This window comes from Prochlorococcus sp. MIT 0603 (assembly GCF_000760215.1).
Lineage (GTDB): Bacteria > Cyanobacteriota > Cyanobacteriia > PCC-6307 > Cyanobiaceae > Prochlorococcus_E.
The window spans coordinates 312,938-325,964 of the sequence record NZ_JNAW01000002.1; the positions used below are offsets into that span (position 1 = coordinate 312,938).

Consider the following 13,027-nt stretch of genomic DNA (forward strand, 5'->3'; position numbering starts at 1 on the left):
GAACTTAAGACTCCTAACTAGAAGCAGGTTAATCACGTTATATCCTGCATAATCATTAAATGGTAACCCCTCGCCTCCATCCACGTACATTAGATGCCGTTAAGGAAAAAGCGGACATCGTTGATGTTGTAGGTGAACATGTTGTTTTGAAGAAAAAAGGAAAGGAGTTTGTAGGAATTTGCCCTTTCCATGATGACAGCAGGCCGTCAATGACTGTGTCGCCTGCAAAACAGTTTTATTATTGTTTTTCTTGCGGTGCAGGTGGAAACTCCATCAAGTTCCTTATGGAGCTCCAAAGGCAAAGTTTTGTTGAGGTAGTCCTTGATTTAGCAAGAAAATATCAATTACCTGTAGAAACATTAGAAGGGCCTCAACAGGAACGTTTCCGCCAAGAGCTTTCTCGTAGAGATAGACTTTTTAGAGTTCTTTCTCTTGCAAAAGGCTGGTTTTGTAATCAATTAAATACTGCTGAAGGATCTCAAGCTCTTAAATATTTGGTTCAAACTCGTCGTCTCAGTAAAGGAACTATTGGGAATTTTGAGCTTGGGTTTGCCCCTGATGGATGGGATGCTCTCTTAAGGCATATGAATCATGTTGAAGGCATTCCTTCCCAAACATTGTTAGAAGCTGGTTTAATAGTTCCTCGTAAGGGAAGCAATGGTTTTTATGATCGTTTTAGGAATCGATTGATTGTCCCAATTAGTGATCAACAAGGGCGGGTTATTGGGTTTGGTGGTCGAAGTCTCGATGGCTCTGATCCAAAGTATTTAAATTCACCAGAGACTGATTTATTTCAGAAAGGGAAGCATTTATTTGGTTTAGATAAGGCTGCTAATGAGATTCGCAAAGAAGATAAAGCAATAGTTGCTGAAGGCTATTTTGATGTTATAGCCCTTCATTCTGCTGGCATTACAAATTCAGTTGCAGCTTTAGGAACAGCTTTGAGTAGCCAGCAAGTGAAACAGCTATGTCGATGTAGTGATAGTAAGCGGATAGTTCTTAATTTCGATGCTGATGGTGCAGGTATTCGTGCTGCTAATAGGGCTATTGGAGAAGTTGAGAACCTTGCTATGCAGGGCCAATTGGAATTGAGGATTCTGCAGTTGCCATCTGGTAAGGATCCAGATGATTATCTTAAAGAGAATTCAGCTATTGAATATAAAACTCTTCTTGATAATTCTCCCCTCTGGATTGATTGGCAAATTGATCAGGTCTTAAAAGATGGTGACTTGAGTAAAGCAGATGATTTCCAGAAAGCTGTTAGTGGGTTGGTTAAGTTGTTGGGTAAATTACCTCGCTCTGCCTTACGGTCTCATTATTTGCAGAAGGTAGCAGAGCGTCTAAGTGGAGGACAGGCTCGCTTGGCGTTGCGTTTAGAGGAGGATCTACGCAATCAGATAAAAGGCCATAGATGGCATGGTCGCTCTAGTCGATTTGCTCAACCTAGTGATACAACCCTAAGAGAGCGTCTTGAGGCTCAAATTCTTAGACTATATCTTCATTGTCCTAAATATCGGTCAACTATTCGTACTGAATTAAGGCAGCGAGAACTTGAGGATTTTGCATTGCATCACCATCGTTTACTTTGGGTGGCTATTAGTGAAGTAGAGGAGGCAGTTATTGGTGCCCCAACTTTAGAGTCCATTAGCCGAGGTGAGAATGACAAAGAATTTTTGTCGGAAATTGATCTTTTTAAAATGCTTTTAGATCAGACGGCTTCTGATGGTAATACCACCCTTAGTGCTCTTCTTGCGAGTTTCTTAGATCCTGATGAGCTTCAATTGGCTTTAATCGAACAGCCTCTTCTTCAGCTGAGAGGAACATTGGCTGTCTTAGAGCGTCAGAAATCACTTAAGCGTTGTAAACACTTGATTGAAGCTTGGAGTGGGCAACGATTAGAAACCCTTGAGACTTGTATCTCTGCACTGATTGAGCAAGAACAAAACCACCCTGATGAAAAATATGATATGGAATATAAAATAGAGAAAATGTTTGATAAGTTGAATATACAGGCATTGAATTTCCAGGAATTATACTATTCAGAACGTAAGCATATACATTACTTAGACAAACAACGTTGTGCATTGACAAACCAAGGGAACGAGACATTGACAGCATGATTGCCTACTTTTTATTGATATAAACTATAGAGATTATTTAATTTTTTATATTTGAATTAAAACAGAACCTTTTAAGGGCGGAAATGACTTTTCTGGGATGATCTTCCATTGCATATGCTTCATACTCTTTATCTTGGTTGCCAGTTAATTGAGTAGATCCTTTTAGTGCATCTAATTTATATGAGCTTATTTCCATGTTTTTTTTCCCACCTGGATTTATCAACCTTCCTTTATTACATTCTTGTGCTATATGAATTGCTTCGTGCCTTATTGCTCTTCTTATCATTTGACCTGTCTTAAAAGAACCTTCGAGTTTTGGACCTTTGGCAAACATATATCCGCCATAATCTTTTGCATTGGCTGTACAAATAACAACTGTCTTTTGATCTTTTTTTAAGAATCCGAAAAAATCTTTTCCTATAAGGCATAAAGGTGTATTTTCTTCTAGTTTATAGTTTGCTTTTGTGATCAATTCTATTATCTCCTTCTCTTGAGCATTTAGGAATAGTAAAAATTCAAGCATATGATTTTCTTCTTAGGAGTTGCTTTTGTCTAATTACTTTAGCTTAGAAGTTTATGTTTTTACTATAGGGATCTCCTTGAGACATGTTGTCGCAGCTGCACTTAAATACTTTCGTGACATTTCCCAGTTTTGATTAATTCCACATATTGCCCAGGTTACTGTATTGCGCCCATACCGTTTATTTAAATTGTCGATTGTTTCCATTAAGGACTCTGTGGCTGCAATTTGTGTGTGCTTTTCCTCTGGCAACAAATGTAATTGAAGATATTCTTCATTGAGAAGGCCTTGCATTATCACTCCTGCTTTTACTAGTAAGTGGTTGGGGCGGAAGATTTCTGCTGTCAAGTTGAGAGCTGCTTGTAATAGAACTCTTGTGTCACTGCTAGCTATGGTTAGACGTTGTGTGGCTGATTGGCTGTAAAAGATTGGAGTGTAAAAACTAGTACGTGTGAAGATAGTGATTGCAGTGGCATGCTGCTTTTGTGCTCGCAATTTCTCACTTGCCCGTATCGTATAACTTGCTATTGCCTGACGTAATTCTTCTATATTGCTTATAGGATACTTAAAGCTTTTACTAACACATGTTTCTTGTTTTGGTTTTGCTTTTACCGAGAGGTGTAGGCATTGCTTACCGTGCAACTCGTGTTGTAAACGTAAGCCTGTAATGCCAAGTTTTTTCTTTAGTTTATTGCTGGACATATCTCGAAAATGTTTGGCATTTCTAATGCCATTCATGCGACACCAGTAGGCAAACTTATGGCCAATTCCCCAAATATTCTCTATTGCAATTTGTTGGTACCAATGATCTTGATCTTTAGTGCTTTTTAGATCAAACACTCCTGCATGACTTGTTGTTGTTTTAGCTAAATAGTTTGCGAGCTTGGCTTGGCTTTTCGTTGCTCCAATGCCTATAGCAATTGCCAGTCCAAGTCTTTGGTAGGTTATCTCACGTAGTCGGCGGGCCCAGGAATGTAGTTCATGGTCTATAGAGTAATTGATTTTTGCAAATGCTTCGTCGATAGAATAAACTTCTAGCTCTTCACAGTTAGCTTCTATCGTTTGCATTAAACGTTGACTCATGTCCGCATAGAGCGCATAGTTTGAGCTTCTTACTTGAATCCCAAGTTCTTTAACTTTGCGATGTATTTTGAAATACACCTCCCCTCTTGAAATCCCAAGAGCTTTTGCCTGTGCATTACAAGCTATAACACAACTGTCGTTATTAGAAAGCACTATTAAAGGGCGATCAATTAGCGAAGGGTCCAAGCTTTGCTCACATGAGGTGTAAAAGTTATTACTATCAATTAGTGCTATAGGCATGACTGATTGCTTTTATTTTATTCGACTTAGGCTATGGATTGAATATATTGCGACCCCCCAGATTTGTATGTTGTCGTAATGACGTAGATCAATTGGTGGGTAGTCAGGATGTGCGGCTTCTAGATAGGGAACATCTTTGCAGTAGGTTAGCTTTTTTAATATGAAAGATCCATCCAGTGCTGCCACTACGATGTTTTCTGGCTGAGGTTCTAAGCTACGGTCAACAACCAATAGGTCCCCATCTAATATTCCCGCATTAGTCATGGATTCACCTTCCACCCGCAGGAAAAAAGTGCTTGCCGGATGACGTATTAACTCTTCGTTTAGGTCAATGCCAATATCCACGTAGTCGTCTGCTGGTGAAGGAAACCCTGCCGATATATGATCACTCGCTAACGGCAGTAGCAGCTTTTGAGGGGAGAGGCTAGCGTTAACTGGCATTGCTGTTAAGTAGTATATTTGTACTATAGCAGGCTTAGGGCTTCGGCTCCTCCTGGAGCGTTTTACTCCCTGTGGTAAGGCCCTCCAAGTGCGATGGTATGAGCTCTATAAAGTTGTTCTATGAGTAATAGTCTGGCTACTTCATGTGGAAATGTCAGAGTTGAGAGGCTGAGACGAGAATGAGCGATAGATTTAATTTCTGGGGATAGACCGTTGGCACCTCCGATAATAAAAGCAAGATACTCGGACGAAAATGATTGCAGTCGTTTGGAGAAGGCCAGAGATGTTAATGCTTCACCTTTCTCGCATAGAGGGATGATTAATTCATTGTGTTTGAGTGAGGCGCGAATGGCAGCAGCTTCTTTGTTTGGATTGGAGTCACGTATTTCTGTGATTGATAGCCCAGGTAGCCTTTTCCTGTAGATCTTGATAGCAGACTGCACCCAAGGTTTGCGGACTTTCCCTATGGCGATTATTCGATACTTAGATGGATTAAGCACTGTTTATTGTTGGTGATTTGAAGATTCAATCTTCTTCTTCTAATAGCAATTGTTTGAATGAAGTATAAAGCTCATCATTTTCAAATGTTGATTCTATATTCTTCTTGCCCTTGTTATTAGAGTTGACGGTAATAGAGCTGTTTGTATTATTTCGATTTTTTGTATGAACTTGCTTTTCTAAATCCAAGGATTCAGCTTTTTTAAGTCGATCAATTAAATGAGAAGGAATTTTCCCGTCTGGACTGGCTTTTATTAATTCGCCAAAAAGTTTCTGAGGATCTTCCTCGGTCTCTATGGGATGCAGCTTTTTTTGATTGGCTCTTGGATTTAATTGCGAAGTCTCTTTGGGAGTAGGTAGTTGTCTAGGAAGGCTGCGGCCTAATTCCTGTAGGCGTTCAAGACTGTGAGAATCAAAGCTCATTATTTTAAGAATGAAATATGGTTTTAAAGAAAGTTTTGGAATTATTAATTATTCTATTTGAAATTGTTGATTGTATGAAACTCTCTTTTGCGATTTGATAGATGTATTCAGCTTCTAGAGATTTGAACAAGGAGAATATTTGATATGACATTTGCTGGGCATATTCCAAGAAAACGTTTTGGCCAACATTGGCTTAGAGATGATGTTGTTTTAGAGAAAATCATTGAAGCAGCTGAGATTCAATCATCTGATCGTTTATTGGAAATCGGCCCTGGTCGTGGTGTCTTGACTGAAAAGTTGCTTAAATCAAGCGCTGAACTAGTTCATGGGATTGAATTAGATCTTGATTTAGTTGCTGGTTTAAGGAAGCGTTTTTCGGCAGATCCTAGATTTACTTTGCTAGAAGGAGATGCTCTTTCTGTCTCGCTGACCCTCCCTGATGGGAGGTCTGCAAATAAAGTTGTTGCAAATATCCCTTATAACATTACTTCTCCTCTCTTGGATAGATTAGTGGGTCGATTGGGACAGCCTGTAGAGGATAATTATCAGCGCTTAGTGTTGCTTTTGCAAAAAGAAGTTGCTATGAGAATCTTATCTTTACCTGGTCAAAGTGATTTTAGTGCAATAAGTGTAAAATTGCAGTTGTTGGCTCGTTGTCGAAGTGTTTGTGAGGTTCCACCAAGTTCATTTAACCCAAGACCAAAAGTCTATTCGCAAGTAATCATCTTAGATCCATTGAATAAAAAAGAACGTTTAAGCTTAGAACTTGAGAAGAAAGTCGCAGCTTTACTTCGAATGGCATTCTTGTCCAGGAGAAAGAAGCTGAAAAACACATTAAAAGGGATAGGGCCTTTAGCTGAACTTGAGGTTTTGGCTAAAGGACAAGGTATTAGTCTTGATCAAAGGCCTCAAGAGTTATCTCCAATGAATTGGGTGGAATTAGCAAAAGGTTTGCAAAATAGGAATAAAGTAAGAAAATGAGCATCAATCTTACCGGTTTTAAAACTAATTCTGTAAAAGTTATTGCTCCTGCAAAGATTAATTTGCATTTAGAGATACTTGGTCTTCGGGATGATGGTTTTCATGAACTTGCGATGTTGATGCAAAGTATTGATCTTTGTGATCAAATTGAACTTTTTAAAACGAATAATGGCGAAATCAACCTTACTTCTAATGACTCAAGTTTAAGCACAGGGGATGACAATCTAATTATGAGGTCGGCAAAATTAATGCGTGTATTAACGCAGAATGAAAAGTTAGGTGCTGAGATTCATTTGAAAAAAAATATTCCAATTGGAGCAGGTTTAGCAGGGGGTTCTAGCGATGCAGCTGCAACATTGATAGGCCTTAATGCTTTATGGAAGTTAGACTTTCCTCTTTCAAAGTTAGAAGTAATAGCTGCTGAACTTGGATCAGATGTTCCTTTTTGCTTGGCTGGGGGAACGCAATTTTGTTTTGGGCGAGGAGAATCTCTTGAGAAGGTGAATATCGATGAGAAAGGCCAAGCTATGGCAGTTGTTCTTGTGAAGGACCCTTTGGTAGAAGTTTCTACACCGTGGGCGTATTCAAAATATCGAGAAGTACATTTTGATAATTATTTGAAGGTTGAAGAGGATTTCAAAGAAAGGCAACAATTACTGAGAAAAGCTGATTGGATAAATCCTTTAACGCCTTTAAATCCACCACCTTTGCGCAATGATCTTCAGCAAGTTGTTGCACCAGCAATACCAGCTGTGGAAAATGGGTTGCATTTCCTTTCTTCTCTTGATGGGGCCCTTTCAATTGCTATGAGTGGTTCTGGACCCAGTTGCTTTGCTCTTTTTGCTGATCTTGAATCAGCCAAAAGAGCTCTAGAAAACAATAGAAATAAGCTTAAAACAGCTGGCTTGAAAGGATGGTGCTGTGCTTTTAACGTTAATGGGAGTGAATTAAGTTAAAACTGTGAGTGATATTCAAAAAAACACTTCTAATTTATCCCAGGGGAAAAACTCAATGAAAGGAGAGGATGAGATTATTCAATTGAAAAAAAAAGGGCCATTGAGTTTTTTGTCTGGAGCATTGACAAGTGTTTTCTTTGCATGGCTTTCTTTCCTTGTGAGTAGAAATATTGTTGTTTATTTCACTGTGCATTCCCCTCATTACTCATCTCCAATTGCTCAAAGCATTGCCTCTGCTCTTAAAACATTAATAATAGGGATGAGTTTTTTGGCAACTTTTACTTTTTCTTTTATTGGCTTAGGTCTTGCAATTGTATTTATTCGGAGTTTATTTTATGACAAGCCTCTTGAGGATGATTAATCTTTGATTATTGATTCATTTTGTTTCTTGTATAAAGGAGGATTTGGATGACTCTTCATGATCTTGGATTGTTGGTTTTATTGCTAAGTCCAGGGATGTTACTTTCAGTATTGATTCTTTCTACATTTGCGGCAGGCGGATAATAGGGCACACTTTGTTATAGCTTGGCTAAGTTAAGACGGCTTAGCCGGAACCCCATAAAAATCGTGGCAGGGACACTTCTTTTCAACGCTCTTCGTGAAGCCATAGATGAGGAAATGGCTAGAGATCCTCATGTTTGTGTAATGGGTGAGGATGTTGGGCAGTATGGAGGCTCTTATAAGGTTACAAAAGACCTTTATGAAAAATATGGGGAATTGAGAGTCTTAGACACTCCAATTGCGGAAAATAGTTTTACTGGAATGGCTGTTGGTGCTGCCATGACAGGCCTAAGGCCAATAGTAGAGGGTATGAATATGGGATTTCTGCTCTTAGCTTTTAATCAAATATCTAACAACATGGGCATGTTGCGTTATACCAGTGGTGGCAACTTTACTATTCCAACAGTCGTAAGAGGGCCAGGGGGGGTTGGTAGACAGCTTGGAGCAGAACATAGTCAGAGGCTAGAAGCTTATTTTCATGCTGTTCCTGGAATAAAAATTGTTGCTTGTAGCACTCCAACAAATGCAAAAGGATTAATGAAAGCTGCCATACGAGATAACAATCCCGTCTTGTTTTTTGAGCATGTACTTCTATATAACCTTTCAGAAGAATTGCCAGAAGGGGACTATATATGTGCGCTTGATCAGGCGGATTTGGTAAAAGAAGGTAAAGATTTGACTATATTGACCTATTCACGCATGCGTCATCATTGTTTAAAAGCAGTTGAACAATTAGAAAAAGCTCAAATAGATGTTGAGTTGATTGATTTGATTAGTTTGAAGCCATTTGATATAGAAACAATTTGCCGCTCAATAAGAAAAACCCATAGGGTAATTATTGTGGAAGAATGTATGAAAACTGGAGGAATAGGAGCTGAGTTGATGGCATTAATAAATGAAAACTGTTTTGATGATCTTGATTGCCGTCCAATTAGACTTTCCAGTCAGGATATTCCTACTCCTTATAACGGGCAGCTTGAAAACTTAACTATTATTCAGCCTCATCAAATTGTTGAAACAGCTAAACAGGTTGTCAATTCAGAGGTCTAGTTGATGGCACGTCAACAAGGCTGGTTTGCCCTTTTGCTTGCATTGGTTATCTCTGCTTGCTTGCTTTGTATTAACTTGCCTTTTCAATTAGGACTAGATCTTCGTGGTGGCAGTCAATTGACTCTTGAAGTTCAACCTTTAAGCCCTTCAGAGCAAATCAAGCCAGAGCAGCTTGAGGCTGTACAGACAGTCCTGGATAAGCGTGTAAACGGATTAGGTGTCGCAGAATCTTCTCTTAGGACTGTAGGAACGGATCAACTGGTCTTGGAGCTTCCTGGAGAGCAAGAACCTTCAACAGCAGCAAGGGTTTTAGGAAAAACTGCATTGCTTGAGTTCAGAGTGCAAAGGGCAGGGACTAAGATACCTATGCAGAATCTTCAAAGACTGAGAAGTCAGCTAAGGAATGTTGCTGTAAACATTGATAATCTTGAAAACAGGAACATTACAACCTCACTTATAGATAAGCAGCTTGAAGAGTTAAGAGTTGCTTTAAATTTAACCAAGACCCCATTAAGTGTTGTTGATCAGATCGAGCAAATTAGACAGGAAATTAACAACGAAATAGTAAAGCTTTTTGAGCCTTCTTCTTTAACGGGAAGTGATTTGATTAGTGCTGGACGGCGTCAAGAGCAAAATCTTTCCACTTGGGAAGTGACATTGGCTTTTAATAAAGAAGGAGGAGATAAGTTTGCCAAACTAACCCAATCAATAGCTGGGTCTGACCGATTGCTTGGAATTATTCTAGATAATGAGTCTATTAGTGAAGCAGTCGTTGGAGAGCAATTTAAGGCAGTAGGTATCTCCGGAGGATCGGCTACCATTAGCGGCAATTTTGATGCAGAATCTGCAAGAGAACTTGAAGTGCAACTTAGAGGTGGATCGCTCCCTTTGCCTGTTGAAATAATTCAAGTAAGGACAATAGGCCCATCTTTGGGAGTAGAGAATATTCGACGAAGCCTTTTGGCTGCGCTTTCGGGATTATGCTTGGTTGCGATATTTATGATTTCTTTTTATAGACTTGCTGGATTTGTGGCGATCATAGCTCTTTCTTTTTACTCATTATTTAATATTGCTATCTATGCTCTTGTCCCAGTAACACTTACATTGCCAGGGATAGCAGGATTTATTTTGAGTATTGGAATGGCTGTTGATGCAAATGTCCTCATTTTTGAAAGAGTTAAAGATGAGCTGAGGAGTGGAAATACACTTATTAGATCAATAGAAACAGGTTTTTCACAGGCTTTTTCCTCTATTATTGATGGTCATATAACTACTTTAATTAGTTGTATATCTCTCTTCTATTTGGGGACAGGTTTTGTTAAAGGTTTTGCTGCGACTTTAGGACTTGGTGTGTTTCTGAGCTTGTTTACAGCCTTAAGCTGTACGCGTGTGCTTCTTAGATTCCTTATGAGTTATAAAAGTTTGAGGCGACCTACTAACTTCTTGCCAATAAAATACCTCCCTAAAGAACTTACATGAATTAGGCCTGTGTCATTTACTCCTGAAAAATCAAATTCGAAGCCGATAATTGCTTTATCCCGTCATAGAACCAAGGTTTGGTTCATTTCTGGGGTTGCGGTTTTAATAAGTTTAATTGGTTTTGTTTGCTCTTGGTTAGATCCTGAAATAGGGCTCCCTTTGCGTCCAGGCTTAGACTTTACTGGTGGGACTCAAATTAGACTTGAGCGAAAATGTCAAAATAATTGCAAAGCAATTAATACGTCAGTTGTAAATGATGCTTTAAGAAAGCTTTCCTCTTCCAATAATGATAGTTCTAAAAAATTCCTTGGAGCTCGAATTCAGTTTCTTGATGAATACAAATCCTTGTCAGTAAGGTTGCCTTCACTATCTGCTTCAGAGAGTAAAAGTGTTATTGAATCTATAAGCAATGTTGCAGGACCATTTGTAATAGAGGGGCAATCTGTAGAAACTATTGGTCCTGCTTTAGGGGCTAAGTTGCTCAAGACTACACTTGTGTCGCTTCTCGCTGCATTTTCTTGTGTTGCTCTTTATATTTCACTGAGATTTGATAGACGATTTTCTTTTTTCGCATTATTAGCTTTATTGCATGATGTCTTGATTGTATGCGGAATATTTTCTTGGTTAGGGATTCTATTGGATCTAGAAGTTAATAGTCTTTTTGCAGTCTCATTATTGACTATAGCTGGCTATTCAGTTAATGACACTGTGGTCGTTTTTGACAGAATCCGTGAAATTAACAAACAAGAGAGCATATTATCTTCTAAGCAGAAAATAGACCTTGCTGTATCGGCAACTCTTACAAGGACGCTTTATACAAGCGGAACAACTTTATTGCCTTTATTAGCCTTAATATTTTTCGGAGGAGATACTCTTTACTGGTTTGCGATTGCTTTAGCGATTGGAGTAGTGGTAGGTAGTTGGTCTAGCATTGCATTAGTCCCTTCACTCCTTAATCTCAAAAAAGATAAATAAAATGAAAGAAGTTAGAACATATACATTGATTTATTATATAAGAATAGAATTTGGTTAAAATTTTAAAATCTATTTGCATACCACTATTACTTTCTATCTTATCTCTTTGGGATTTAAGGTTAGAAATAATTCTGCTTTTTGATAATTTCACCTTTATATCTTTGCTTTATGCCATTTACCATCACCCTCTGGCTATTGCAACCTTAATACTTATCCCTAATATGACAAATAAATACTTGAGATGATACGTATTAGGCTTCATCTAATATTAACTAGGAAACCCAATAGAATTTTTGTTGTCTAATATATCGTGAATAATTAGTTCTTTTATTAAAACTTGAATTACAACAGCAAGTGGTAAAGAAAGTAATAATCCTATAGGCCCAAAGATTATTGTGAAAACAAATTGAGCGGTTAAAGTAATTGCTGGAAGCAATTTAACTTGGTATTGTATTAAGGATGGTGTTATTACATAACTCTCCAGATTCTGAATAGCAATATAGGAGATAAGTATAGCAATTGATTTTGATGGTTCATCTAAGAGTGCAACTGAAATAGGGAAAATGGTACTTATTGTAGGACCTATGTTTGGAATGATATTTAAAACGCCTGCAATTAATGCATTTGCTACAACAAGCTTTATCCCAAGTAAGTATAAAGTAATTCCAGTAAGTAATGCTACAAAAGTAGAGCTTATGATTACAGCTGATAGCCAATTGCTTAAGGCCTCTCCACAAGAGAGGAGAATTTGTCTTGTCCTTCTTCTATAAAAAGATGGAGTTAACTTTATGATAATTTCCTTGTAAGATTCAGGTTGAAAGGAGATCATTAAACTAATTGATATAACAAAGAGTGTTTGTATTATTCCAACACCTAAATTGCCAGCAATATCTAATAACTTTTTAAAACTATCAGTAATACCATTTGCTAGAGCCACACCATCAGGTAAAGGGTCAAACTCCTTTAATTCAAATAAATCATTTGGAGCAAGGCTAGGATTTAATGTATTAATTATACTTGATAGTTTTTCAAGCCAGAATTTAATTATATCCCAAAGAGCTTTTGCTGAAGAAGGTAGCTGAATGATAAGTTGTTGAAACTCTTGAGTGAATTGAGGAATTATAATTACTAATGATAATGTTAATAATAAAAGGACACTTATTATTGATATAAGCCAACAGATTTGTCTTGGGATTGGTATGAAATAATTTATTTTTCCCGTAAGTGTACAAAGTGCCATTGCTATTACGATTCCAGCAAAAATCAAAATAACTACTTCTCTTAAGCTCCAAATTAAAAAAAAAGCGGTTATTAAAGCTGTTAGGTTTAGCCAGTTAAAGAATTTCAAGAGCTTTATTTATCTGAATATCCCATGCCATTACAAGAGGCATAACGCTTGGCAAATCTCATGAAGCGTTGAAAATCGGACTCACTCTTCCAAACATAAGTTGCCTCAATAGCACTAGGAGTTCCATTTAGGAAGCGAGCCTTTACTTCTCTTGTATTGAGTTCACCTTCTTCGTCAATCATTCTCATCCCTTTGATTGTGCCATCTTTTATAGAAGACAAGGCGTCAGGATTTTCAAAAGTGAAAAAAGCTTGTCCTGTTCTGCCATCACGACTTCTAGTTAGCCTTATTTCTGGAATGCTTGATTCAGGTGTACCTTCTAAAAAACTAATCATCGCATTTTTCTTGGTCTCAGCCATGGTTTTTAGTGACTGCTATAGATAGTACTGAAAATGTTCTTAATAGTGCGATA

At 38.0% G+C, this 13,027-nt stretch carries 14 protein-coding genes; 7 read left to right on the top strand and 7 right to left on the bottom strand.

All coding sequences use genetic code 11. The annotated features are described in order from the left end of the window. The first annotated feature begins 59 nt into the window (after nt 1-59). Complete coding sequence (gene dnaG, locus EV07_RS03490; protein ID WP_036917383.1) at nt 60-2,120, top strand: DNA primase; 2,061 nt, start codon at nt 60-62, stop codon at nt 2,118-2,120. A 37-nt stretch (nt 2,121-2,157) separates the two neighbouring features. On the opposite strand, the gene EV07_RS03495 is transcribed toward dnaG, so the two are convergent. From EV07_RS03495 to EV07_RS03515, 5 genes are all read right to left on the bottom strand, one after another. After that, a complete protein-coding gene (locus EV07_RS03495) occupies nt 2,158-2,643 on the bottom strand; it encodes a hypothetical protein (protein WP_036917386.1) in 486 nt (161 codons plus the stop codon). A 51-nt stretch (nt 2,644-2,694) separates the two neighbouring features. Next, on the bottom strand, nt 2,695-3,963 hold the full coding sequence (locus EV07_RS03500; RefSeq protein ID WP_036917387.1) for a Y-family DNA polymerase: 1,269 nt from the start codon (nt 3,961-3,963) through the stop codon (nt 2,695-2,697). Between the two features lie 12 nt (nt 3,964-3,975). Further along, a complete protein-coding gene (locus EV07_RS03505) occupies nt 3,976-4,404 on the bottom strand; it encodes a LexA family protein (protein WP_036917389.1) in 429 nt (142 codons plus the stop codon). A gap of 62 nt (nt 4,405-4,466) precedes the next feature. After that, the gene (locus EV07_RS03510; protein ID WP_036917391.1) at nt 4,467-4,904 is read right to left on the bottom strand and encodes a 23S rRNA (pseudouridine(1915)-N(3))-methyltransferase RlmH; all 438 of its coding nucleotides are present in this window, start codon (nt 4,902-4,904) and stop codon (nt 4,467-4,469) included. A gap of 25 nt (nt 4,905-4,929) precedes the next feature. After that, on the bottom strand, nt 4,930-5,325 hold the full coding sequence (locus tag EV07_RS03515; protein WP_036917394.1) for a hypothetical protein: 396 nt from the start codon (nt 5,323-5,325) through the stop codon (nt 4,930-4,932). Nucleotides 5,326-5,469: 144 nt separating this feature from the next. Between EV07_RS03515 and rsmA the strand changes: the two genes are divergently transcribed. The 6 genes from rsmA (at nt 5,470) to secF (ending at nt 11,267) form a co-directional block, all read left to right on the top strand. Continuing rightward, a complete protein-coding gene (gene rsmA, locus EV07_RS03520; RefSeq protein WP_036917396.1) occupies nt 5,470-6,306 on the top strand; it encodes a 16S rRNA (adenine(1518)-N(6)/adenine(1519)-N(6))-dimethyltransferase RsmA in 837 nt (278 codons plus the stop codon). Next, nucleotides 6,303-7,262: a 4-(cytidine 5'-diphospho)-2-C-methyl-D-erythritol kinase gene (gene ispE, locus EV07_RS03525; RefSeq protein ID WP_036917398.1), complete on the top strand. Its 960-nt coding sequence runs from the start codon at nt 6,303-6,305 to the stop codon at nt 7,260-7,262. Before rsmA ends, ispE begins: the two co-directional genes overlap by 4 nt. A 55-nt stretch (nt 7,263-7,317) precedes the next feature. Beyond that, nucleotides 7,318-7,623, top strand: a complete 306-nt coding sequence (locus tag EV07_RS03530) for a DUF3082 domain-containing protein (protein ID WP_036917402.1) — start codon at nt 7,318-7,320, stop codon at nt 7,621-7,623. A 206-nt stretch (nt 7,624-7,829) separates the two neighbouring features. Beyond that, a complete protein-coding gene (locus EV07_RS03535; RefSeq protein WP_036917404.1) occupies nt 7,830-8,813 on the top strand; it encodes a pyruvate dehydrogenase complex E1 component subunit beta in 984 nt (327 codons plus the stop codon). 3 nt (nt 8,814-8,816) lie between these two features. Beyond that, nucleotides 8,817-10,292, top strand: a complete 1,476-nt coding sequence (gene secD / locus EV07_RS03540; protein ID WP_036917406.1) for a protein translocase subunit SecD — start codon at nt 8,817-8,819, stop codon at nt 10,290-10,292. A 9-nt stretch (nt 10,293-10,301) separates the two neighbouring features. After that, entirely contained in the window at nt 10,302-11,267 is a 966-nt protein-coding gene (secF, locus tag EV07_RS03545) for a protein translocase subunit SecF (RefSeq protein ID WP_036917408.1), read from the top strand. 268 nt (nt 11,268-11,535) lie between these two features. On the opposite strand, the gene EV07_RS03550 is transcribed toward secF, so the two are convergent. Then, a complete protein-coding gene (locus EV07_RS03550; RefSeq protein WP_036917410.1) occupies nt 11,536-12,615 on the bottom strand; it encodes an AI-2E family transporter in 1,080 nt (359 codons plus the stop codon). Between the two features lie 5 nt (nt 12,616-12,620). Then, on the bottom strand, nt 12,621-12,974 hold the full coding sequence (psb28, locus tag EV07_RS03555) for a photosystem II reaction center protein Psb28 (RefSeq protein ID WP_036917412.1): 354 nt from the start codon (nt 12,972-12,974) through the stop codon (nt 12,621-12,623). Nucleotides 12,975-13,027: the final 53 nt, after the last annotated feature.